This window comes from Pseudomonas sp. NPDC089530, from assembly GCF_050280705.1.
GTDB lineage: Bacteria > Pseudomonadota > Gammaproteobacteria > Pseudomonadales > Pseudomonadaceae > Aquipseudomonas.
The window spans coordinates 1-21,931 of sequence record NZ_JBNNVU010000068.1; the positions used below are offsets into that span (position 1 = coordinate 1).

The 21,931-nt window shown below is 62.7% G+C and carries 22 protein-coding genes and 1 pseudogene; 8 read left to right on the forward strand and 15 right to left on the reverse strand.

The window, feature by feature from the left end; translation table 11 throughout:
* Window positions 1-84: pseudogene (locus tag ACQKQA_RS21900) on the reverse strand (hypothetical protein); the annotation flags it as partial.
* A 158-nt stretch (window positions 85-242) separates the two neighbouring features.
* A complete protein-coding gene (argC, locus tag ACQKQA_RS21905) occupies window positions 243-1,277 on the reverse strand; it encodes an N-acetyl-gamma-glutamyl-phosphate reductase (RefSeq protein ID WP_009045860.1) in 1,035 nt (344 codons plus the stop codon).
* Window positions 1,278-1,411: 134 nt separating this feature from the next.
* On the opposite strand from argC, the gene hemJ reads away from it, so the two are divergent.
* The 6 genes from hemJ (at window position 1,412) to coq7 (ending at window position 5,922) form a co-directional block, all read left to right on the forward strand.
* Window positions 1,412-1,843, forward strand: a complete 432-nt coding sequence (gene hemJ / locus ACQKQA_RS21910; RefSeq protein WP_427562286.1) for a protoporphyrinogen oxidase HemJ — start codon at window positions 1,412-1,414, stop codon at window positions 1,841-1,843.
* A gap of 34 nt (window positions 1,844-1,877) precedes the next feature.
* A complete protein-coding gene (locus ACQKQA_RS21915; RefSeq protein ID WP_427562288.1) occupies window positions 1,878-2,846 on the forward strand; it encodes an NAD(P)H-dependent flavin oxidoreductase in 969 nt (322 codons plus the stop codon).
* Window positions 2,847-2,942: 96 nt separating this feature from the next.
* Window positions 2,943-3,824 (forward strand): DUF805 domain-containing protein, encoded by an 882-nt coding sequence (locus tag ACQKQA_RS21920; RefSeq protein ID WP_427562291.1) that lies wholly within the window; start codon window positions 2,943-2,945, stop codon window positions 3,822-3,824.
* A gap of 118 nt (window positions 3,825-3,942) precedes the next feature.
* Window positions 3,943-4,731: an SDR family NAD(P)-dependent oxidoreductase gene (locus ACQKQA_RS21925; protein ID WP_427562294.1), complete on the forward strand. Its 789-nt coding sequence runs from the start codon at window positions 3,943-3,945 to the stop codon at window positions 4,729-4,731.
* A 79-nt stretch (window positions 4,732-4,810) separates the two neighbouring features.
* Window positions 4,811-5,149 (forward strand): histidine triad nucleotide-binding protein, encoded by a 339-nt coding sequence (locus ACQKQA_RS21930; RefSeq protein WP_427562296.1) that lies wholly within the window; start codon window positions 4,811-4,813, stop codon window positions 5,147-5,149.
* 125 nt (window positions 5,150-5,274) lie between these two features.
* Window positions 5,275-5,922, forward strand: coding sequence for a 2-polyprenyl-3-methyl-6-methoxy-1,4-benzoquinone monooxygenase (gene coq7, locus ACQKQA_RS21935; RefSeq protein ID WP_427562299.1), 648 nt, complete (start codon window positions 5,275-5,277; stop codon window positions 5,920-5,922).
* Between the two features lie 82 nt (window positions 5,923-6,004).
* Here coq7 and ACQKQA_RS21940 read toward each other — a convergent pair whose 3' ends face one another.
* Window positions 6,005-6,427: an OsmC family protein gene (locus tag ACQKQA_RS21940; protein WP_427562302.1), complete on the reverse strand. Its 423-nt coding sequence runs from the start codon at window positions 6,425-6,427 to the stop codon at window positions 6,005-6,007.
* Window positions 6,428-6,641: 214 nt separating this feature from the next.
* On the opposite strand from ACQKQA_RS21940, the gene crp reads away from it, so the two are divergent.
* Window positions 6,642-7,286, forward strand: a complete 645-nt coding sequence (gene crp, locus ACQKQA_RS21945) for a cAMP-activated global transcriptional regulator CRP (RefSeq protein ID WP_427562305.1) — start codon at window positions 6,642-6,644, stop codon at window positions 7,284-7,286.
* Here the strand turns inward: crp and ACQKQA_RS21950 are convergent.
* The 4 genes from ACQKQA_RS21950 to ACQKQA_RS21965 all read right to left on the reverse strand — a co-directional run bounded on the left by ACQKQA_RS21950 (window position 7,283) and on the right by ACQKQA_RS21965 (window position 10,538).
* Window positions 7,283-7,984 carry a lipoate--protein ligase family protein gene (locus tag ACQKQA_RS21950; protein ID WP_427562308.1) on the reverse strand — a complete coding sequence of 234 codons (702 nt, stop codon included), beginning with the start codon at window positions 7,982-7,984 and terminating at the stop codon, window positions 7,283-7,285. The genes crp and ACQKQA_RS21950 overlap by 4 nt on opposite strands.
* A 68-nt stretch (window positions 7,985-8,052) precedes the next feature.
* Complete coding sequence (trpC, locus tag ACQKQA_RS21955) at window positions 8,053-8,889, reverse strand: indole-3-glycerol phosphate synthase TrpC (protein WP_427562311.1); 837 nt, start codon at window positions 8,887-8,889, stop codon at window positions 8,053-8,055.
* Window positions 8,886-9,935, reverse strand: coding sequence for an anthranilate phosphoribosyltransferase (gene trpD / locus ACQKQA_RS21960; RefSeq protein ID WP_427562314.1), 1,050 nt, complete (start codon window positions 9,933-9,935; stop codon window positions 8,886-8,888). The genes trpC and trpD overlap by 4 nt, the downstream gene beginning before the upstream one ends.
* Before the next feature lie 9 nt (window positions 9,936-9,944).
* Window positions 9,945-10,538 carry an aminodeoxychorismate/anthranilate synthase component II gene (locus tag ACQKQA_RS21965; protein WP_007930170.1) on the reverse strand — a complete coding sequence of 198 codons (594 nt, stop codon included), beginning with the start codon at window positions 10,536-10,538 and terminating at the stop codon, window positions 9,945-9,947.
* 409 nt (window positions 10,539-10,947) lie between these two features.
* Here ACQKQA_RS21965 and estP point away from each other — a divergent pair, with 409 nt between their 5' ends.
* On the forward strand, window positions 10,948-12,858 hold the full coding sequence (gene estP / locus ACQKQA_RS21970) for an esterase EstP (protein WP_427562318.1): 1,911 nt from the start codon (window positions 10,948-10,950) through the stop codon (window positions 12,856-12,858).
* Window positions 12,859-12,925: 67 nt separating this feature from the next.
* Here the strand turns inward: estP and trpE are convergent, their stop codons facing one another.
* From trpE to ACQKQA_RS22010, 8 genes are all read right to left on the reverse strand, one after another.
* On the reverse strand, window positions 12,926-14,407 hold the full coding sequence (gene trpE / locus ACQKQA_RS21975) for an anthranilate synthase component I (RefSeq protein WP_427562321.1): 1,482 nt from the start codon (window positions 14,405-14,407) through the stop codon (window positions 12,926-12,928).
* A 70-nt stretch (window positions 14,408-14,477) separates the two neighbouring features.
* Window positions 14,478-15,296, reverse strand: a complete 819-nt coding sequence (locus ACQKQA_RS21980; RefSeq protein ID WP_427562323.1) for a phosphoglycolate phosphatase — start codon at window positions 15,294-15,296, stop codon at window positions 14,478-14,480.
* Window positions 15,293-15,967, reverse strand: a complete 675-nt coding sequence (gene rpe, locus ACQKQA_RS21985) for a ribulose-phosphate 3-epimerase (RefSeq protein ID WP_427562326.1) — start codon at window positions 15,965-15,967, stop codon at window positions 15,293-15,295. Before rpe ends, ACQKQA_RS21980 begins: the two co-directional genes overlap by 4 nt.
* Window positions 15,968-16,047: 80 nt before the next feature.
* The gene (locus tag ACQKQA_RS21990) at window positions 16,048-17,196 is read right to left on the reverse strand and encodes an iron-containing alcohol dehydrogenase (RefSeq protein WP_427562329.1); all 1,149 of its coding nucleotides are present in this window, start codon (window positions 17,194-17,196) and stop codon (window positions 16,048-16,050) included.
* A 131-nt stretch (window positions 17,197-17,327) separates the two neighbouring features.
* Window positions 17,328-18,152 (reverse strand): ABC transporter permease, encoded by an 825-nt coding sequence (locus ACQKQA_RS21995; RefSeq protein ID WP_427562332.1) that lies wholly within the window; start codon window positions 18,150-18,152, stop codon window positions 17,328-17,330.
* 13 nt (window positions 18,153-18,165) lie between these two features.
* Window positions 18,166-19,413 carry an ABC transporter permease gene (locus tag ACQKQA_RS22000; RefSeq protein WP_427562334.1) on the reverse strand — a complete coding sequence of 416 codons (1,248 nt, stop codon included), beginning with the start codon at window positions 19,411-19,413 and terminating at the stop codon, window positions 18,166-18,168.
* A gap of 161 nt (window positions 19,414-19,574) precedes the next feature.
* On the reverse strand, window positions 19,575-20,636 hold the full coding sequence (locus ACQKQA_RS22005) for an ABC transporter substrate-binding protein (protein ID WP_427562337.1): 1,062 nt from the start codon (window positions 20,634-20,636) through the stop codon (window positions 19,575-19,577).
* A gap of 43 nt (window positions 20,637-20,679) precedes the next feature.
* On the reverse strand, window positions 20,680-21,804 hold the full coding sequence (locus ACQKQA_RS22010) for an ABC transporter ATP-binding protein (protein ID WP_427562340.1): 1,125 nt from the start codon (window positions 21,802-21,804) through the stop codon (window positions 20,680-20,682).
* Window positions 21,805-21,931 lie beyond the last annotated feature (127 nt).

A 21,931-nucleotide genomic window follows, 5' to 3' on the forward strand; every position in this document is an offset into this window, starting at 1 on the left:
GGCCATTTCCACGTGCTGGATCTGGTCGCGACCGACCGGCACCTGGTGCGCGTTGAACATCAGGATGTCCGCGATGCTGACTATCTCCCGGCGTTACGCCGCCATAATGCGTGATGACGCGCATTATCCGCTTCTCCCAGAAAAGCGGTCAACTATTGTTACGGTATATCAATAAGCCCAAGCCACCGCGCAAAATGCAAAAAGGCCCGTTATGGGCCTTTTTGCTGAAGCGGGCAGACGCCTTACGGCAGCATGCCGGCGTGGGACAGACCCAGGCGCTCATCCAGACCGAACAGGATGTTCAGGTTCTGTACCGCCTGGCCCGAAGCGCCCTTCACCAGATTGTCGATCACCGACAACACCACCACCAGATCGCCATCCTGCGGACGGTGCACGGCGATCCTGCATACGTTGGCGCCCCGCACGCTGCGGGTTTCCGGATGGCTGCCCGCCGGCATGACGTCCACGAACGGTTCGTTGGCATAACGCTTCTCGAACAGCGCCTGCAGATCCACCGACTTGTCGACGACGGTGGAGTAGAGCGTCGAGTGAATGCCGCGAATCATCGGCGTCAGGTGCGGTACGAACGTCAGGCCGACATCCTTGCCCGCCGCACGACGCAGCCCCTGACGGATCTCCGGCAGGTGACGGTGCCCCTTGACCGCGTAAGCCTTCATGCTTTCCGACGTCTCGGAATACAGGGAGCCGACACTGGCGCCACGACCGGCACCGCTGACGCCCGACTTGCAGTCGGCAATCAGCCGCGAAGTGTCTGCCAGGCCCGCCTCCAGCAGTGGCAGGAAACCGAGCTGGGTCGCCGTCGGGTAGCAACCTGGAACAGCGATCAGGCGTGCCTTCTTGATCTGCTCGCGATTGACTTCCGGTAGGCCATACACCGCTTCATCCAACAGCTCAGGGGCGCCATGGGGCTGACCGTACCACTTGGCCCACTCATCGGCGTCCTGCAGGCGGAAGTCCGCCGACAGGTCAATGACCTTGGTCCCCGCCGCCAGCAACTCACCCGCCAGGGCGTGGGCAACGCCGTGCGGCGTCGCGAAGAACACCACGTCGCAGGCTCCGAGGGTCTTGATGTCCGGAACGCTGAACGCCAGGCCGTCGTAGTGGCCTCGCAGGTTCGGGTACATATCGGCAACAGCAAGGCCCGCCTCGGATCGGGAAGTGATGACAACCACTTCAGCTTGCGGATGCTGTGCCAACAGACGCAGCAGTTCGACACCGGTGTAACCCGTGCCGCCGACGATACCGACCTTGACCATAAACCTGCCCTCAACGAACCCACTGGAAAGCCGTCGATAATAGGGGCCGAAAGACCCTGCGACAACCGTCAAGGTGACGTGCGGAGGCTCCAGCCTCTACTATCTTCGCCACCGTGAACCTGGGAATAACCAAAATGCTCTATCTATGGCTCAAAGCCTTGCACATCGTCAGTCTGGTCTGCTGGTTTGCCGGACTGTTCTACCTGCCGCGCCTGTTCGTTTACCACGCCCAAAGCGAAGACACGATCAGTAAGGAACGCTTCAGCATCATGGAGCGCAAGCTGTATCGCGGGATCATGGGCCCAGCGATGATCGCCACGCTGGTTTTCGGCATCTGGCTGCTGAGCCTGAACCCCAGCGCGTACTTCGGCCAGGGCGGCTGGATGCACGCCAAACTGACACTGGTAGTCATCCTGATTGGCTACCACCACATGTGTGGCGCCCAGGTAAAACGTTTTGCCCGTGGCGAAAACACCCGCAGCCATGTCTTTTACCGCTGGTTCAATGAAGTTCCAGTTCTGGTATTGCTGGCTGTTGTAATTCTGGTCGTCGTCCGGCCGTTCTAACTCCTACCAGCCGTCCTTATTCGGGGTACTTCCAATGTCGCTGCCCGCTCTGCTCGAACAACGCCTGCGCCTGCCCGTCGTGGCGGCACCGATGTTCCTGATTTCCAACCCGCAACTGGTCCTGGCTTGCTGTCGCAATGGTGTGGTCGGCAGCTTTCCAGCCCTCAACCAGCGTGAAAGCAGCGGTTTCAAGGCCTGGCTGGAAGAAATCGAAGCGGGCCTTGCGACCCTGGAGAACCCCGCGCCTTATGCCGTCAACCTGATCGTGCACCACAGCAACCCACGCCTGAAGGCCGACCTGGCAATCTGCATCGAACACAAGGTGCCTATCGTCATCACCAGCCTGGGGGCAGTAAAGGATCTGGTCGATGCGGTGCATGACTACGGCGGCCTGGTGTTCCATGACGTCACTACTCGACGCCATGCGGAAAAAGCCGCCGAGGCCGGGGTCGACGGGTTGATCGCAGTAGCCGCGGGCGCCGGCGGCCATGCCGGGACCTGGAGTCCGTTCTCGCTGATCGCCGAAATCCGCCAGTTCTTCGACAAGACGCTGCTGCTGGCTGGCTGCCTGAACCACGGCCACGAGATCCTCGCCGCACAACTGCTCGGCGCCGACCTCGCCTATTTCGGCACCCGCTTTATCGGTACCACGGAAAGCCACGCGCCCCAGGCCTACAAGGACATGCTGCTGAGCGCCAAGGCCGCCGACATCGTGCATACCGCGGCGGTCTCCGGGGTTCCGGCCAGTTTCATGCGCCAAAGCCTGGAAAGTGCCGGCTTCGACCTCGCCGCCCTGCAAGGCAAGGGCGACGTCGACTTCGGCTCGAAGCTCAAACCGGTCAACGACGAAGCCAAAGCCTGGAAGACCGTATGGTCCGCCGGCCAAGGCGTTGGTGAAATCGATGACTTGCCGAGTGTCGACCAACTGGTCGCCCGTCTGGACGCCGAATACCGCGCGGCACTGGAGCAGGCCGCCCGCTTGCCGAAACGCTGGCCGCGCTGAATCGCTGATGTTTTTTTGGCCGGCAATGGATGGCTGGCCTTAAACTATCGCCCGATTAAGCCCCCCTTCTATATAAAGCCGACAAGGAAGCCCAGCATGAGCGAAAACCGTTTCAAAATCCTATTTGACGGGGCCGTGCTTCCGGGAGTCGAGATCGAACACGCCAAGCAGAAAATCGCCAAGCTGTTCAAAAGCGATATCGCTGCGATCGAGCCTCTGTTCAGGGGACAAACCATCACCCTCAAGCGTGACCTCTCGCAGCAGGATGCGGAGATTTATCTTGCTGCGCTGAATCAGGCCGGCATCGACCCACGCCTCGAGCCGGACCTTGCACCAGGTGCCGGCCAGCCGGCCCCGAGACCTGCACCTGCGCCCACAGCCACAGCCACAGCCACAGCGCCAGCTCCTGCGGTGCCCGCGCCCCAGGCAGAACCCAGCACCACAAGTGACTGGCTGCGCCCGCCCCCTGCTCCAGAGCCCGAGGCCAGTACCGGTGCTTCGCCCTACGCCCCACCGCAAGCCAGTGTCGGCGATCCCCTCCCGGAGTTTGGCGAGCTGAAATTCCATTCCGTCGAAGGGCGCATCGGACGCCTGCGTTATCTGGCCTGGACCCTGGCGTTGCTACTACTGGCGGTCCTGGTCGGTGGCTTCCTGACCGCGGCGCTCATCGGTAACGGGCTGCAGGTCATAGGGATGATATTCCTTGGCTGTGTGGCGATAGGCTTCGCTTACCTGAACATCACCATCTCCGTTCAACGCCTGCATGACCTTGGCTGGTCGGGCTGGCTCTGGCTGTTGAACCTGCTGCCTTTTGTCTATGCAGTGTTCCCACTACTGCTCGCGGTCCTGCCGGGCAACACCGGCGCCAACCGCTACGGCGCGCCACCACCGCCGAACAGCAGCGGGGTCAAGGTGTTGGCGGCGCTGTGGATAGTCGTTCTGTTGCTGTCCTTCATCGGTGGACTCAGCTCGGTTTGATCCCACGATCGAAAACAGCAAGCCGGCCCCGGCCACCTGTAAACTATCGGCTTGATTTAGCACGCCGCCGCCCTGGACCTTTACCCACAGGCGGCCGGCCGTTGCAATGGAGAACCGCATGACCCGTTACGCTCTGATCACCGGTGCTTCCAGCGGCATAGGCCTGGCCCTGGCCGAAGCGCTGGCCCGACGCGGCCGCAGCCTGATCCTGGTGGCCCGGCAGCGTGATCAGCTGGAAAGTATCGCCATCGAACTGACCCAGCGCTTTGGCGTGGAAGTGCTGTTTCGCGCCTGCGACCTGGGTGAACCTCTGCGGCTTTCGGGTTTTCTGCTGGAGCTGGAGGAAGGCGACCGGCAGATCGATCTGCTGGTGAATTGCGCCGGGATCGGCACCTGTGGCCCGTTCCTCGCCCAGGACTGGATGACCGAGCAGGACCTGATCGAAGTGAACATCCTGGCCCTTACCCGCCTGTGCCATGCCCTGGGCAACAGCATGGCGCTGCAGGGCGGCGGGCAGATTCTCAACGTCGCCTCGATCGCCGGCTTCTATCCCGGCCCCTGGATGAGCACCTACTACGCCAGCAAGGCCTATGTGCTGCACTTCTCCGAAGGCCTGCGCGAAGAACTGAAGAAGAACGGGATCAAGGTTTCCGTGCTCTGCCCCGGCCCGACCCGCACCGGCTTCTTCAATACCGCCCAGCTGAACACCGAGAAACTCAACGACAGCAAATTGCTGATGAGCCCGGAAGAAGTCGCTCTGTATACCGTGCGCGCCCTGGACAAGAACCGCGCGATCATCATCCCCGGTCGCCGCAACCGCTGGTTCGCCTTCAGCCCACGCCTGGGTTCGCGCTGGCTGACCCGAAAGATTTCCGGCGCCGTCAACAAAGCCTATTGCCCGCGCTGACCAGACAACCATCCAAGGCTGGGCGCACTCGGCTTGCCTGAGTACACTCAGCCCGGACCAACACAACGGAGAAACAGCTGTGGATACTCTGTTCACCAAGATCATCAACCGGGAAATACCCGCGAGGATCATCTACGAGGACGACCAGGTTCTGGCCTTCCACGATATCGCCCCACAGGCGCCCGTGCATTTCCTGGTGATCCCGAAAAAACCAGTGCGCACCCTCAACGACCTGACCGAAGACGACAAGCTGCTGGCCGGCCATATTCTGTTCACCGCCCAGCGCCTGGCCAAGGAACTGGGTTGCGAAGACGGCTTCCGCGTCGTCATGAACTGCAATGAACTGGGCGGCCAGACCGTGTACCACATTCACATGCACGTTCTGGGTCAGCGCCAGATGCACTGGCCTCCGGGCTGATTCCGCCCGACCGTGCGCGCCAGCACACCCCACGCGCGGTTTTACCGCGGGTGTGCTGATCCAGCGCAGGCCTCGCACCATCGATTGGGGTAAACTGGCCGCCGTGATTCTTCCCGGAGGTAAGCATGGCTACCCAACGTCACTACTCGCCGCTTGACCGTCTCCTGCTGCAGGCAGACGCGGCAATGCGCACCTTGCTACCCTTCAGCGGTCAGCCTTATCGCCCGTCCCCTGCCATCGTGCAGCCGGACGCGCAGATGAGCGAAGAAGACACCCGGCATGTCGCCGGCCTGATGCGCATCAACCACACCGGTGAAGTCTGCGCCCAGGCGCTGTACCAGGGCCAGGCCCTGACCGCCAAGCTGCCGCAGGTGCGCGCCGCCATGGAGCATGCCGCGGAAGAAGAAATCGACCACCTGGCCTGGTGCGAACAACGCATCCGCCAGCTGGGCAGCCACCCCAGCGTCCTCAACCCCCTGTTCTACGGCATGTCGTTCGGTATCGGCGCGGTTGCCGGGCTGATCAGCGACAAGGTCAGCCTGGGTTTCGTGGCGGCCACTGAAGATCAGGTGTGCAAACACCTCAACGAACACCTCGCGCAATTACCGGCCGAGGACGAAAAGTCCCGGGCGATTCTCGAACAAATGCGCATCGACGAAGAACAACACGCCGAAAGTGCCCTGGATGCCGGTGGATTCCGCTTCCCGGCGCCGGTGAAGTTCGGCATGAGCCTGCTGGCCAAGGTCATGACCAAAAGCACTTACCGGATCTGAGCGAGACCAATCGCAGGCAAAAAAAGGGCGCTCTTTCAGCGCCCTTTCTTTTGTCGCGAATTCAGGAGGGGCGAATGGCGACTCACCCGAGCTCGACGATTTCGTAATCGTGAGTGATGGCAACCCCGGCCGCGCCGAGCATGATCGATGCCGAGCAGTACTTTTCCGCCGACAGCTCGATAGCACGCTTGACCTGGGCTTCCTTCAGCCCACGGCCCTTGACCACGAAGTGCATGTGGATCTTGGTGAAGACCTTGGGGTCCTCGGTAGCACGCTCGGCGTCGAGGAAAGCTTCGCAACTTTCGACAGGCTGGCGGGATTTTTTCAGGATGCTGACCACGTCGAAACTGCTGCAACCGCCCACACCAAGCAGCAGCATCTCCATCGGGCGCACGCCCAGGTTACGGCCACCGGCTTCCGGCGGGCCATCCATTACCACCACATGACCGCTGCCCGACTCCCCGAGGAACATGGCTTCGCCAGCCCATTGGATGCGTGCCTTCATCGCCAAGACTCCACTGCTAAAAAAGGGTCGCCAGCTTAGCACAGGGGCTCGAAAGGGCAGCGCTTTGCCGGATCCGGTGCCACACTCGGTTCTGATAGGAAAATTCTTAATTAACGAAAGGATGTGTCTGTTAAGCTGGCGCCAAATCGCTGGCGCTTTGCCAGCTCCCACAAGAAAACCAAATCACACCGCGCTGCCTTTTCGGGATACAACCATGGTTGCTGTTGCCCCTACACCCAGGATCAAGAACCTCGACAAGCTGTTGATGCATTGCCAGCGCCGCCGTTACCAGGCCAAGAGCAACATCATCTGCGCCGGCGACCAGTCGGACACGCTGTTCTTCATCATCAAAGGCTCGGTCACCATCCTGATCGAAGACGATGACGGCCGGGAAATGATCATCGCCTACCTCAATGCCGGGGACTTTTTCGGCGAACTGGGCCTGTTCGAACAGGCCGGGCATGAGCAACAACGCAGCGCCTGGGTACGGGCCAAGGTCGAATGCGAAGTCGCCGAGATCAGTTATGTGAAATTCCGCGAACTGTCCCAGCAGGATCCGGACATTCTCTATGTGCTCGGCGGCCAGATCGCCCAGCGCCTGCGCAACACCACACGCAAGGTCGGCGACCTGGCATTTTTTGACGTCACCGGGCGGGTGGCCCGCTGCCTGCTCGACCTGTGCAAACAGCCTGACGCCATGACGCACCCGGACGGCATGCAGATCAAGGTGACACGTCAGGAAATCGGACGGATCGTCGGCTGCTCCCGGGAGATGGTCGGCCGGGTGCTCAAGGACCTCGAAGAACGCAACCTGGTCCACGTCAAGGGCAAGACCATGGTGGTGTTTGGCACCCGCTAGAGCGGTAATACCTGCGACAGCATCTGCCGGTACAAGGCATCCAGGCGCTCGAGGGCATTCGACGCAACGAACACCTCATGCAAGGCGATATGGCTCTCGGCGCGGCAACGCTGCTCCAGGCCACAGGCCCGGTTGAAACGATTGACCGCCGCCACCATGGTTTCCCGCTCGTCCTCCAGCAGCAGCGCCCCATGCACCAGCCCGACCGGGCGCGTCCCACCCTTGCTCTGGCGCCAACGCTGGGCCGTGCCGACCATCTTGCGTCCGTTGAGATTGACGTTGAAACGACCATCGCAGAAAGCACCGTCGATTTCGCCCAGGGAGGGTTCGCCGCCCAACTCGGTGAGCAGATCGCAGATCGGCTGGCACAAGCGGTGATAACCGGTCTCGATCCGGTTCTGGTCGCCCTCGCTGCGCGGGGGCGCGTAAACCAGGGCAATATTGACCGTTGCCGCCAACTGCGGCACCGGCTCCCCGCCGGTTTCCCTCAGCAACACCGGCCAGCCACTGGCCGCCAGCTCATCGCAGGCCTGCTCGAACCCCGGCAGGCGACTCAACCGGCGCGGCATGACCAGTGCCCTGTCGCTGGGCTGCCAGAACAGCAAACCGTATTCCTGATCACCGGTGCAGACCTGGGCGAGCAAATCCTGTTCGGCCTGCAGGCCGGCTTCGACAGTCAGGGAAAGAGGCAGGGTCATGACAGTAAGAATCCTTTTGCAGTGGATATGAAAAAGCCGGCGACGCCGGCTTGTTCATCAACTCAGGTTCAGTCCAGGGTCGAACCGCTCACCGGCAGGCCGCGCTCCGGGAAGAACAGGCGCTGCAGCTCCTGGCCCGGGCTTTCGGCGCGCATGAAGGCTTCGCCCACCAGGAAGGAGTAGACGTCGCTGATTTCCATCAGCTCGACATCGGCCCGGTTGAGGATGCCGCTCTCGGTGATCACCAGACGGTCGCGCGGGATCTGCGGCAACAGATCGAGGGTGGTCTCGAGACTGACCTCGAAGGTGTGCAGGTTGCGGTTGTTGATACCCACCAGCGGCGTGTCGAGGGTTTTCAGGGCGCGCTGCAGTTCGTCGCCGTCGTGCACTTCCACCAGCACATCGAGCCCCACGCCCTTGGCCACCGCCGCCAGCTCGGCCATTTTGGCATCATCCAGCGCAGCCACGATCAACAGCACACAGTCGGCGCCCAGGGCACGGGCTTCGACGATCTGGTACGGATCGATCATGAAGTCCTTGCGGATCACCGGCAGCGAACAGGCGGCACGCGCCTGCTGCAGGTAAGCGTCGGCGCCCTGGAAATAGTCGATGTCGGTGAGTACCGACAGGCAGGTCGCCCCGCCCTTCTCATAGCTCTTGGCGATCTCTGCCGGCACGAAGTGCTCGCGGATCACACCTTTGCTCGGCGAAGCCTTCTTGATTTCAGCGATCACCGCCGGCTGCTTGAGCTTGGCCTGGTTGAGCAGTGCCTTGGCAAACCCCCGCGGCGCATCCGCGGAACGGGCCAGGCCTTCGAGTTCGGCCAGGCTCACCCGCGCTCGGCGCTCAGCCACTTCCTCGACCTTGCGGGCGAGGATCTTTTCCAGAACCGTCGGCACACTCATCCTTCATTCTCCTGCTTGAATACCGCGGTAAAGGCGCCCAATTCCTCAAGCTTCTCGCGAGCCAACCCGGTGTGCAGGGCATCATGGGCCAGGGCCACGCCCTCTTTCAGGCTGCTGGCATGGTCCGCCGCATAGAGCGCGGCACCGGCATTGAGCACGATCATCTCCGCTGCTTTCTGCCCATGTTCGGTCTTGCGCCGTCCCAGGGCATCGCGAATCAGTTCCAGCGAAGCCGCCGGGCTCTCGACCACCAGGCCGAACAGGCTCTGGCTCTTGATGCCCAGGTCTTCAGGCTGGACCCAGTATTCGGTAATTTCGTCGTTTTTCAGTTCGGCCACATAAGTCGGTGCCGCGAGGCTGAACTCATCCAGCCCGTCCTGGGAGTGCACCACCAGCACGTGCTTGCTGCCCAGGCGCTGCAAGACTTCGGCCAGAGGCCGGCACAGGGCCTGGGTGAACACACCCACCACCTGATGTTTCACGCCGGCCGGATTCGTAAGCGGGCCGAGCATATTGAACAGGGTACGCAGGCCCAGCTCGCGGCGTGGGCCGGCGGCGTGCTTCATCGCGCCGTGATGGGCCTGGGCGAACATGAAGCCGATGCCGACGTTGTCGATGCAGCGGGCGACCTGTACCGGGGTCAGGTTCAGGTAGATACCGGCGGACTCGAGCAGATCGGCACTGCCGCTTTTCCCGGAGACCGCGCGGTTGCCGTGCTTGGCCACCGTGCAGCCGGCCGCGGCGACGACAAAGGAAGAAGCGGTGGACACGTTGAAGATGTTCGCACCGTCACCGCCGGTGCCGACTACATCGACCACGCCGTCGAGGGTTTTCAGTTCGACCTTGTCCGCCAGCTCGCGCATGACCGAAACGGCACCGACGATTTCATCGATGCTTTCGCTCTTCATGCGCATGGCCATCATGAAGGCGCCGATCTGCGCGTCGGTGCACTGACCGGTCATGATTTCCCGCATGACATGACGCATTTCATCAGTGCTCAGGTCGAGGTGGCCGACGATACGGCTCAGGGCTGTCTTGATATCCATGGAAAGTCCTTAGCGCGTGCCGCCGCTCTGTTTGAGGAAGTTGGCGAACAGCTCGTGACCCTGCTCGGTGAGAATGGATTCGGGGTGGAACTGCACCCCTTCGATGTTCAGCGTCTTGTGGCGCAGCCCCATGATCTCGTCGACGGAGCCGTCTTCCAGTTGGGTCCAGGCGGTCAGCTCGAGGCAGTCCGGCAAGGTGTCGTGCTTGACCACCAGCGAGTGGTAACGGGTCACGGTCAGCGGGTGGTTCAGACCGGCGAATACACCCTTGTCCTGGTGGAATACCGGACTAGTCTTACCGTGCATCACCTGGCGCGCGCGCACCACGTCGCCGCCGAAGGCCTGGCCGATGGACTGGTGGCCCAGGCAGACCCCCAGGATCGGCAGCTTGCCGGCGAAATGCTTGATGGCTTCGATGGACACGCCGGCTTCGGTCGGCGTGCAAGGGCCGGGCGATACGACGATCCGCTCAGGGTTGAGCGCTTCGATCTCGGCCACGGTCAGTTCGTCGTTGCGCACCACCTTGACCTCGGCACCCAGCTCGCCAAGGTACTGCACAACGTTATAGGTAAAGGAGTCGTAGTTATCGATCATCAGCAACATGGGGGTTACAACCTCTTGAATTCACTGACTTTAAATACGGCCTTCAGTGGATTGCCCGCTGATGCGCCCGCCGCAGGCTGCAATCACTCAACCAGCACAAGCGGAATCGAACAGAGGGTAAAGAAGGCAAAGCGGTACAGGTCCGGCCGGGCCGGCAGAGAACAGTCAGGCGCGCCAACGCCAACGGGCGTGGGCCTTAACAACTCGCATCAAGAGTTTGCTGACGATCAACACGGGGAAGGTCTCATTCATACGTTCAGGCACAGTAACTTAGCTGAGCAGAGCGTGCAATATGGCGGGGCCCGCGCCCGGATAAACAGACGATGCGGCCTTTTGCCATAGCTGATGCGCAAAAGTTTTTGGTACTGTCGTCTCGTTCAATACAAAAATAAATAAAACGGACTTCCTTATGATCAGACAGAAATTGTTTGTACCGCTTGCCAGCACTCTCCTGTCCCTGGCCTGCACCCAGGCGATCGCCGCGCCCTCCCCCTATTCGAGTTTTATCGTGTTCGGCGACAGCCTCAACGATGCCGGGCAATTCGCCGACCCCGGCGGCCCCTCGGGAGCGACCCATCGTTTCACCAACCGCACCGGTCCGCTCTACCTGGACGGCAGCGGGGAAATCCGTGCCGCCAACTCGACCCAATTGCTCGGCGCCAGGCTGGGGTACTCGCAGGACCAGCTCGCCGCCTCGACCTCGGCCACCCGCGCCAGCGAAGGCCTGCCCGACGGCAACAACTGGGCGGTCGGCGGTTATCGCACCGACCAGATTCTCGAATCGATCACCGGCACGTCGGATACCGGCTCCCGCAGTCGCCCCGGCTATCTGCCAAGCAACGGCCTGCGCGCCGACCCGAATGCCCTCTATTACCTGTCCGGCGGCGGCAACGACTTCCTTCAGGGGCGGATCCTCAACACCGACCAGGCCAACGCCGCGGCCGATCGCCTGGTCAGCAGCGCCCAGGTCCTGCAACAGGCCGGCGCCCGCTACATCATGGTCTGGCTGCTGCCGGACATCGGCCTGACCCCGGCGATCAATGGCACCGCCTTTCAAAACACCGCCTCGCAGCTGAGCAATCAGTTCAATAGCCGGCTGGTGCAACAACTGCGGACCGTCAATGCCGAAGTCATCGCCCTGAATATTCCCTTGCTGCTCAAAGAAGCCTTCGCCAACCCGGCCCAGTTCAACCTGGCCACCGACCAGAACCTCACCGCCACCTGCTTCAGCGGCAGCGGCTGCACGGAAAACGCCCGCTACGGCATCCACAGTGCGACACCGGACCCGACCAAGCTGATCTATAACGACTCGGTCCACCCCACCGAAGCCGGGCAGAAGCTGATTGCCGATTACGCCTACTCGCTGCTGGCGGCGCCCTGGGAAATCACCCTGCTTCCGGAAATGGCCCAGGGCACCCTGCGCGCGCACCAGGACGAGCTGCGCAACCAGTGGCAAGCCGACTGGGAGAACTGGCAGGGCGTCGGCCAATGGCGCGCCATTGTCGCCGGCGGCGGCCAGCACCAGGACTTCGACAGCCAGCGCAGCGGCGCCAGCGCCGACGGCAACGGCTTCAACCTCAACGTCGGCGGCAGCTACCGACTCAACGAGGCCTGGCGCGTGGGCGTGCTGGCGGGCGCCTATCGGCAGAAGCTCGAAGCCGGCAGCAACGATTCGGACTACAAACTCAACACCTACCTGGGCACCGCTTTCGCCCAGTACCAACAAAACCGCTGGTGGGCCGACGCGGCAGCCACCGCCGGGCATCTGGACTACGACAACCTCAAGCGCAAATTCGACCTGGGCGCCAACGAGCGCGGAGAAAAAGGCGATACCAGCGGCGACGTCCTGGCCTTCAGCGCTCGTGTGGGTTACGACATCGCCCAACAGAGCAGCAGCCCGTGGCACCTGTCGCCGTTCGTCAGCGCCGACTATGCGCGGGTCGAGGTCGATGGCTACTCCGAGGACGGCAGCGACTCCACCGCGCTGACCTTCGATGACCAGAAGCGCACCTCGCGGCGCCTGGGCCTCGGCCTGCAGGGCAAGTACCAGATCACCCAGCAAACCCAGGTCTTCGGCGAAATCGCCCACGAAAAGGAATACGAGGACGATACCCAGAACCTGACCATGGCCCTCAACAGCCTGCCGGATAACCGCTACACCCTGGAAGGCTACACCCCGCAGAGCAACCTGAACCGCCTGAACCTGGGCGTCAGCCACAAAGTCACCCAGGACCTGGCCCTGCGCGCCAGCTACAACATCCGCAAGGACGATGACTTCACCCAACAGGGCATCAATGTGGGGGTCAGCCTCGACTTCTAGAATCCCAGGCAATAAAAAACGCTGCCCCCGCAAGGAGACAGCGTTTTTTATGCCCCGCTGTCCGGACTCAGCTTTCGGGCGTCTGCTCGGCCAGGGCCACGGCGCGGAACATGGCGCGACGCTTGTTCAGGGTTTCTTCCCATTCCAGCGCCGGCACCGAGTCGGCGACGATGCCGCCACCGGCCTGCACATGCAACTCGCCGTCCTTGATCACCGCGGTGCGGATGGCGATGGCCGTGTCCATGTTGCCGTTCCAGGCGAAATAGCCCACCGCCCCGCCATAGACACCGCGCTTGACCGGCTCCAGCTCGTCGATGATTTCCATTGCGCGTATCTTCGGCGCGCCGGACAAGGTGCCCGCCGGCAGGATCGCCCGCAGCGCATCCATGGCAGTCAGCCCGGGCTTCAACTGGCCGGTAACGTTGGACACGATGTGCATCACGTTGGAATAACGCTCGATCACCATCTTCTCGGTGAGCTTCACCGAACCGATCTCGGATACCCGCCCGGTGTCGTTGCGCCCCAGGTCGATCAGCATCAGGTGCTCGGCGATCTCCTTGGCGTCGGACAGCAGGTCCTCTTCCAGCGCCCGGTCGGCTTCTTCGGTGGCGCCCCGCGGACGGGTGCCGGCGATCGGCCGCACGGTGATCAGGTTGTCTTCGACCCGCACCAGCACTTCCGGCGAGCTGCCGACCACATGGAAGTCGCCGAAGTTGAAGAAATACATGTAAGGCGTCGGGTTGAAACAACGCAGGGCGCGGTACAGGTCGATCGGCGCCGCCTTGAAGTCGATGGACATGCGCTGCGACGGCACCACTTGCATGCAGTCGCCCGCCAGGATGTATTCCTTGATGGTGTCGACGGCGCGCTCGTAGTCACCCTGGGTGAAGCTGGAACGGAACACCGGCTCGGCCGCCTGCTGCCTGCTGAAGTCCAGGCCACGACGCGGGGTGATGGGCTGGCGCAACTTTTCCAGCAACGCCTGCAGACGCGCCTGGCCTTGCTCGAAGGCATCGTCCTGGGACGGGTCGGCGAGCACGATGGCGTGCATCTTGCCGGCCAGGTTATCGAACACCACCACGGCGTCGGACACCATCAGCAGAATGTCCGGCACGCCGATCGGATCCGGGTTCGGGCATTTGCCCAGGCGCTTCTCCACGTAGCGCACGCAGTCGTAACCGAAGTAGCCCACCAGGCCACCGTTGAAACGCGGCAGGCCAGCAATGGTCGGCACCTGGTAGCGGGCCTTGAACTCCTCGACGAACGCCAGCGGGTCGGCCACTTCATGGCTTTCGGTCTCGACACCATCGTGGGTCACGCGGACCTGGTGGTCATGCACCCGCAGCACGGTGCGGCAGGGCAAGCCGATGATCGAGTACCGGCCCCACTTCTCGCCGCCCTGCACCGACTCCAGCAGGTAGGAGTTGGGCTGGTCGGCCAGTTTCAGGTAGATCGACAGCGGCGTATCGAAGTCGGCCAGGGTTTCGCAGGCAAGCGGGATGCGGTTATAGCCGGCAGCGGCCAAACGCAGGAATTCTTCGCGGATCATGGGGTGCCTCGTGGCTTGAGGTTCTGACAGTCAGGTATGCAAACGCGCCGGAAGACCGGCCAGGAACACGTCAGGCGCGCCAACGCCAACGGGCCAGGGCCTTGATGACTTTCATCCAGAGTTTGCGAGTGACCACCACGATGGCGTTTCCAGGAGGGGATTGAACAGCGTCGGGCAACGTTATCTCAGCGGCCGGATCCAGGCAACCGGGAATTAGCTGGCGCAGATCGTCGATCACCAGGGCCGGCAATTCCTCGGCAATCGGCCGTCCGTGGTTGTAGCCGTAGCTCAGTGCCACGCACTTCACGCCCGCGGCTTTGGCCGCCTGAACGTCGCTGCGCGAGTCGCCGACGAACAGCGATTGCGAGGCCGGAATGCTGGCCATTTTCATGACGAAGAACAGGGCTGCCGGGTCGGGTTTCTTCTGCGGCAGGGTATCGCCGCCGATGATCCAGCGGAAATATCGGCCGATCTTCATCTGATCCAGCAAGGGCGCGACGAAACGCTCCGGCTTGTTGGTGATCAGCGCCATTTCGACGCCCTGCTTGTGCAGCCACTTGAGGGTGTCGCGCACGCCGGGATAGACCACGGTCAGTTCGTGGCCATCCTCATAGGCGTTGTTGAATAGTTCCAGCGCTCGCTGCGCCTCGGCATCGTCGACGCCCTCGGCCGCGATATCGTTGGCCAGGGCCCGGCGGACCAGCATCTGCACGCCGTTGCCGACCCACTCGCGCACCGCCTCGATACCGGCGGGCGGACGCCCCAGTTTGAGCAGCATGTCATCCACGGCCGCCGCGAGGTCGGGAACCGAATCGACCAGGGTGCCATCCAGGTCGAACATCACCAGCCGCGGCAGACGCCCGGGGAACATCTGCTCGAAACCGCTCATGGACGCGCCAGCGCCAGTTCGGCGCGCATCTTCTCGATCACGTTCCGGTAGTCCGGCGCATTGAAGATCGCCGAGCCGGCCACGAAGGTATCGGCGCCCGCCGCGGCGATTTCGCGGATGTTGTTGACGTTCACGCCGCCGTCGATTTCCAGGCGGATATCGCGACCGGAAGCGTCGATCAGAGCCCGGGCCTCGCGCAGTTTGTCGAGGGTGCCCGGAATGAACTTCTGGCCGCCAAAGCCCGGGTTGACGCTCATCAGCAAGACCATGTCGACCTTGTCCATGACGTACTTGAGCACGTCCAGCGGGGTGGCCGGGTTGAACACCAGGCCGGCCTTGCAGCCGCCTTCGCGGATCATTTGCAGGGAGCGGTCGACGTGCAGCGTGGCTTCCGGGTGGAAGGTGATGTAGGTCGCGCCAGCCTCGATGAAGTCGCCGATGATGCGATCCACCGGGCTCACCATCAGGTGGGCGTCGATCGGCGCGGTGATGCCATATTTACGCAGGGCCGCGCAGACCATCGGGCCGATGGTCAGGTTGGGTACGTAATGGTTGTCCATGACATCGAAGTGCACGATGTCGGCGCCAGCGGCGAGAACATTGTCCACTTCCTCGCCCAGGCGGGCGAAATCGGCGGAGAGGATCGACGGAGCAATAGCGAAGGGCTGCATGACGCACCTTTTTTGAGCAGAATCACGGTGGCGCGCATTGTATACCTCATGCTTTGGCGCGCGCACCGTAACCGCGATGATCAGTAAGCCGCGCGATAGATCTTCTCGATATCGCCGGGGCTCAGCCGGCGCGGGTTGTTGCGCATCAGACGCTCGATCCCCGCGGCCTCCACGGCCATGGACGGGATCGCCTCCTGCGGTACCCCGAAACTGCGCAGCCCCGACGGAATTTCCACCGCGGTGCAGAGCTGGGTCATGGCCTCGACAGCCTTGTCGGCAGCCTCGACCGCGCTCAGATGAGCGGTCCTGACCCCCATGGCCTCGGCGATATCCTGCATGCGCTCGACGCAGGCCATCTTGTTCCAGGTCATGACGTAGGGCAGTAGCAAGGCGTTGCTGACGCCATGGCCGATGTTGAAGCGCCCGCCCAGTGGATAGGCCAGGGCGTGCACCGCACCGACCCCGGCGTTGCCGAAGGCCATGCCGGCCATCAGGCTGGCGGTGGCCATGTCTTCGCGGGCCTGCAGGTGGGCAGGATTGGCGTAGGCCTTGGGCAGCGCCTGGACGATCAGCCGGATGGCGCCGAGGGCCAGGGAGTCGGTGATGGGCGAGGCGTTGAGCGACAGGTAGGCTTCGATGGCGTGCACCAGGGCATCGACGCCGCTCGCGGCAGTGACGCTGCGCGGGCAGGTCAGGGTCATCTGCGGGCTGACCAGCGCCACATCCGGCAACAGATAGTCGCTGACGATGCCCTTTTTCAACTGCGCGACCTTGTCCGAGAGAATCGCCACATTGGTGACCTCGGAGCCGGTGCCGGCCGTGGTGGGGATGGCGATCAGCGGCGGCCCCTTGCGTGGCACCTGGTCGACGCCGAACAGATCCTCGAGTGCCCCGTGATAACCGGCGTAGGCCGCCACGCTTTTGGCGATATCGATGGCGCTGCCGCCACCGAGGCCGATCAACCCGTCATGCCCGCCCTCGCGATAGACCTGCATGCAGTCTTCGACGATGGCGATTTCCGGGTCAGGCTGCACCCGGTCAAAAATCTCGTAGTCGCGGCCCCCCAGCTGCATCAGCGCCAGCTCCACGGTGCCGGACTTGACCAGTGCGGCATCGGTGACGATCAGCGGGTTATCGACATCCAGGCGGCTGAGTTCGGTGGAGAGTTGCTCGATGGCGGCAGAACCGGTGAGCAGTTTGTGAGCGATTTTGAAAGAGGAAAGACTCATGTGCGCGGCCTCTTATGAAGATGGGAGCTGGCACAAGAGTAGCTGGGGATTCGCGGTTGTCTGTCATTTGGCGCACGAATGCCTGAACGGATCGCTCCCCGGCGTGTGCGGGAGCGATCCGTCAGGGCTGATCAGACCGGTGCGGTACGCAGTTTTTCGCTGCGGCCACGCAGCCATTCCAGGGTCAGCAGCAGGATCACCGAGAAGGCGATCAGCAGCGTCGCCGCGGCGGCGATGGTCGGGCTGAGGTTCTCGCGGATACCGCTGAACATCTGCCGTGGCAAGGTGGCTTGCTCGGGGCCGGCGAGGAACAGCGTAACCACCACTTCATCGAACGAGGTGGCGAAGGCGAACAGCGCCCCGCTGATCACCCCCGGCGCGATCAGCGGCAGGGTCACCCGGCGGAAGGTGATCAGCGGCGAAGCGCCGAGGCTGGCTGCGGCCCGCACCAGATTCTGGTTGAAGCCCTGCAGCGTGGCCGAGACGGTGATGATCACAAAGGGTACGCCCAGCACAGCGTGGACGATGATCAGCGAGACGAAGCTGTTGCCCATGCCCAACGGAGCGAAGAACAGATAGCTGGCCACGCCGATGATCACCACCGGCACCACCATCGGCGAAATCACCAGCGCCATCACCAGCGCCTTGCCGGGAAAGTTGCCGCGGGTCAGGCCGATGGACGCCAGCGTGCCGAAGACCATCGCCAGCACGGTGGCCGCCGGGGCGACGATGATGCTGTTCTTCAGGGAGCGCATCCACTCCGCCGAGGCGAAGAAGTCGTGGTACCACTGCAGCGAGAAGCCCTGCAGCGGGTACACCAGGAAGCTGCCCGAGTTGAACGACAGCGGCACGATGACCAGCACCGGCAGGATCAGGAACAACAGAATCAAGCCGCAGAGAATCCGCAAGCTGTAGAACCAGACCCGCTCGACGGGCGACATGTAGGGGCTCAGCATTTCGATTCTCTCCTTAGCTCAGGCGCAGGCGGCTGGCGCCTACCAGCCAGCTGTAGGCCAGGTACAGCACGATGGTTGCCAACAGCAGCAGGCCGCCCAGGGCGGTTGCCATGCCCCAGTTGATGCTGGTGTTGGTGTAGAAGGCGACGAAGTAGCTGACCATCTGGTCGTTCGGGCTGCCCAGCAGGGCCGGGGTGATGTAGTAGCCGATGGCGAGGATGAACACCAGCAGGCAACCGGCGCCGACGCCGGCATAGGTCTGCGGGAAATACACGCGCCAGAAACTGGTGAACGGATGGCAACCCAGGGAAATCGCCGCGCGCATATAGGTGGGCGAGATGCCTTTCATCACGCTGTAGATCGGCAGGATCATGAACGGCAGCAGGATATGCACCATGGAGATGTAGACCCCGGTGCGGTTGAATACCAGCTCCAACGGCTTGTCGATCACGCCCATGGCCATCAGCGCGCTGTTGATCAGGCCGCCCGATTGCAACAGCACGATCCACGCCGCCACACGTACCAGGATCGAGGTCCAGAACGGCAACAGCACCAGAATCATCAACAGGTTGCTCTGGCGCGCCGGCAGGTTGGCCAGCAGGTAAGCCAGGGGATAGGCTAGCACCAGGCAGATGGCGGTGATGATCAGCCCCATCCAGAAGGTCCGGGCGAAGATATCCAGGTAGATAGCCTGGTCCGGGGTCGCCGGAGCGATTTCACCCAGGTCGTCGATCCGGTGATCGACGGCGGCCAGCAGGTAAAACGGGGTCACACTGCTGGTGTTGCGGCGTACCGCCTGCCAGTAGGCCGGGTCGCCCCAGCGCTCGTCGATGGCTTCCAGCGCTTCCTTATAAGAGGCGGGCTCGTCCTTGAACGGCAAGGCTCGGGCGGTCTTGGTCAGCAGGCTGCGATAGCCGGCCAGCTCCATGTTCAGGCGTTTGGACAGATCACCCAGGGTCTGGTGCTTGCGCGCCTCGGCCAGATCGTCGCTCAGTGCCTTGTACACCGGCTCGGCCGGCAGACCGCGTCCGTCCCAGGCCGCCACGGCGGCTACGGTGCGCGGCATGCCCTCCACCACTTCCGGGTTACCGACGCTCTTGTACAGCAGCGCCGCGATAGGCACGAGAAACACCAGCAGCAGGAACAGCACCAGCGGCGCGATCAGCGCTTGCGCCTTCCAGCGGTTGACCCGCTCGGCACGCGCCAGGCGCTGCTTGAGGCTGGGGCTGGTGACCTCGTTCAGGGGAACGGTAATGGCCATGACGAACTCCGGAAATCTTTGATCGTTGCAGCGGGCGGGCAGGCCGCCGCCGCTGCTGTTAACAACGCAGTACCTGTAGGAGCGAGGCTTGCCCGCGACGGCACGGAGGTCTTGCAGCCCCCGTTCTCGCCAATCGCAGGCAAGCCCCTACGGCATGGCGCTTACTTCGCGGCCCACGAGTTGAAACGCTGCTCCAGCTGCTCGCCGTTGTCAGCCCAGAAGCTGACGTCGATCTGCACCTGATTGGCGATGTTTTCCGGGGTGGTCGGCATGTCTTTCAGGATGTCCTTGGCCAGCAGCGGCACTGCCTGGGTGTTGGCCGGACCGTAGGCGATGTTTTCCGAGTAGGTCTTCTGCTGCTGCGGCTGCACCGAGAAGGCGATGAATTTCTTCGCCGCTTCGGCCCGGGCCTTGTCCAGGCCCTTCGGAATGGCCCAGGCGTCGAAGTCGTAGATACCGCCGGCCCACACCACCTTCAAGTTGCTTTCCTTCTGCACCGCGGCGATCCGGCCGTTGTAGGCCGAGCTCATGACTACGTCGCCGGACGCCAGGTACTGCGGCGGCTGGGCGCCGGCTTCCCACCACTGGATGTTCGGCTTGAGTTCATCGAGTTTCTTGAAGGCACGGTCCTGACCGTCCTTGCCGGCCAGCACCTTGTACACATCCTTGGGCGCCACGCCGTCAGCCATCAAGGCGAATTCCAGGGTGTACTTGGCGCCTTTGCGCAGGCCGCGCTTGCCCGGGAATTTCTTGGTGTCCCAGAAATCCGCCCAGCTGGTGGGCGCGGTTTTCAGCTTGTCGGCGTTATAGGCCAGGACAGTCGACCACACGAAGAAGCCCACGCCGCAAGGCTGGATCGCGCCCTTGACGTAATCCTCGCTCTTGCCGAACAGCGCCGGGTCGAGCTGCTCGAACATGTCTTCGTCGCAACCGCGGGACAGCTCTGGCGACTCGACCTCTACCAGGTCCCAGGACACGCTCTTGGTGTCGACCATGGCTTTGACCTTGGCCATCTCGCCGTTGTATTCGCCGGCGACGATCTTGCCGTTGCCCGCGGCTTCCCAAGGGGCGTAGAAGGCTTTGACCTGAGCCGCCTTGTTCGCCCCGCCAAAGGACACCACGGTCAGGTCCGGGCCCGCCGCCATCGCGTGTGTCGCGCCCATCAGGCCCAAGGCCACAGCGATAGCGCCAAGGGGCGCGGTGAATTTCAGGGATCTCGACATTCTTGTTCTCTCCACGTGCAGGGTTGGTGAAGCAAGGGGGCGATCAATGCGCCTCTAGAAGTGGGTCGAGCGCGCGCACGTGCTCGACCTGCCAGCCGAGCGGAACCACATCGCCCACCGCCAGAGCAGGATCGAGCTCGGCAATCGGCTGTTTCACGAAGAAGTCGGTCTTGCCGCAGACTTCCAGGCGAACCCGGACGTGGTCGCCCAGATAGATGAATTCCGCCACCCTCCCTGAGAAGCGGTTGACACAACTTTCGCTGGAGCCGTTGAGGCTCACGCGTTCCGGACGGATCGACAGGGTCACCGGCTCGCCGGTATTGCCCACGTTGACCGCCAACGCCTCGACCTTCTCGCCACGCCCCAGTTCGACCACGCAGCGGTCGCCGCTGTGACTGTGCAGGCGGCCGTTGAGACGGTTGTTCTCGCCGATGAAGTTGGCGACGAAGGTGTTCTTCGGCTCTTCGTAAAGGGTCCGTGGCGGAGCGATCTGCTGGATTTCACCCTGGTGGAACACCGCCACCCGGTCGGACATGGTCAGGGCTTCGCCCTGGTCGTGGGTCACGTAGACCACGGTCACGCCGAGGCGCTGGTGCAGGTGCTTGATTTCCATCTGCATGTGTTCGCGCAGCTGCTTGTCCAGCGCGCCGAGGGGTTCGTCCATCAGTACCAACTGCGGCTCGAACACCAGGGCCCGGGCCAGGGCCACCCGCTGCTGCTGGCCACCGGACAGCTGCGCCGGATAACGCTGGGCGAAGGACTCGAGCTGGACCATGCTCAACACGCGTTTGACCCGCTCGCTGATGTCGGTCTTGCTCAAGCCGCGCACCGACAGCGGGAACGCCAGGTTCTCGGCCACGGTCATGTGCGGGAACAACGCATAGTTCTGGAACACCATGCCGATATCGCGCTTGTGCGGCGGCACGTTGTTGATGGCCCGCCCGGCCAGCTTGATTTCCCCGGCGGTCGGGGTCTCGAAGCCGGCCAGCATCATCAGGCTGGTGGTCTTGCCGGAGCCGGACGGCCCGAGCAGGGTAAGGAACTCGCCTTTGCGAATTTCCAGGTTGAGGTCTTTGACGATCAGGTTTTCGCCGTCGTAGCTCTTTTGCACACCACGAAAGCTGACCAGTACATCACTCGCCCCAGCGCTTGAATCGACCTCGCTCATACCCACACCTTTTGTTTTTTGACGGCTGTGGACTAAGCCTAGTGGAGGCCGCAGACCGCGCAAATCGGGGGGTATGAGAGATTGTCCTCAGCCGGATGGAAGGTTCTTTGTAGGGATTGCCCTACAA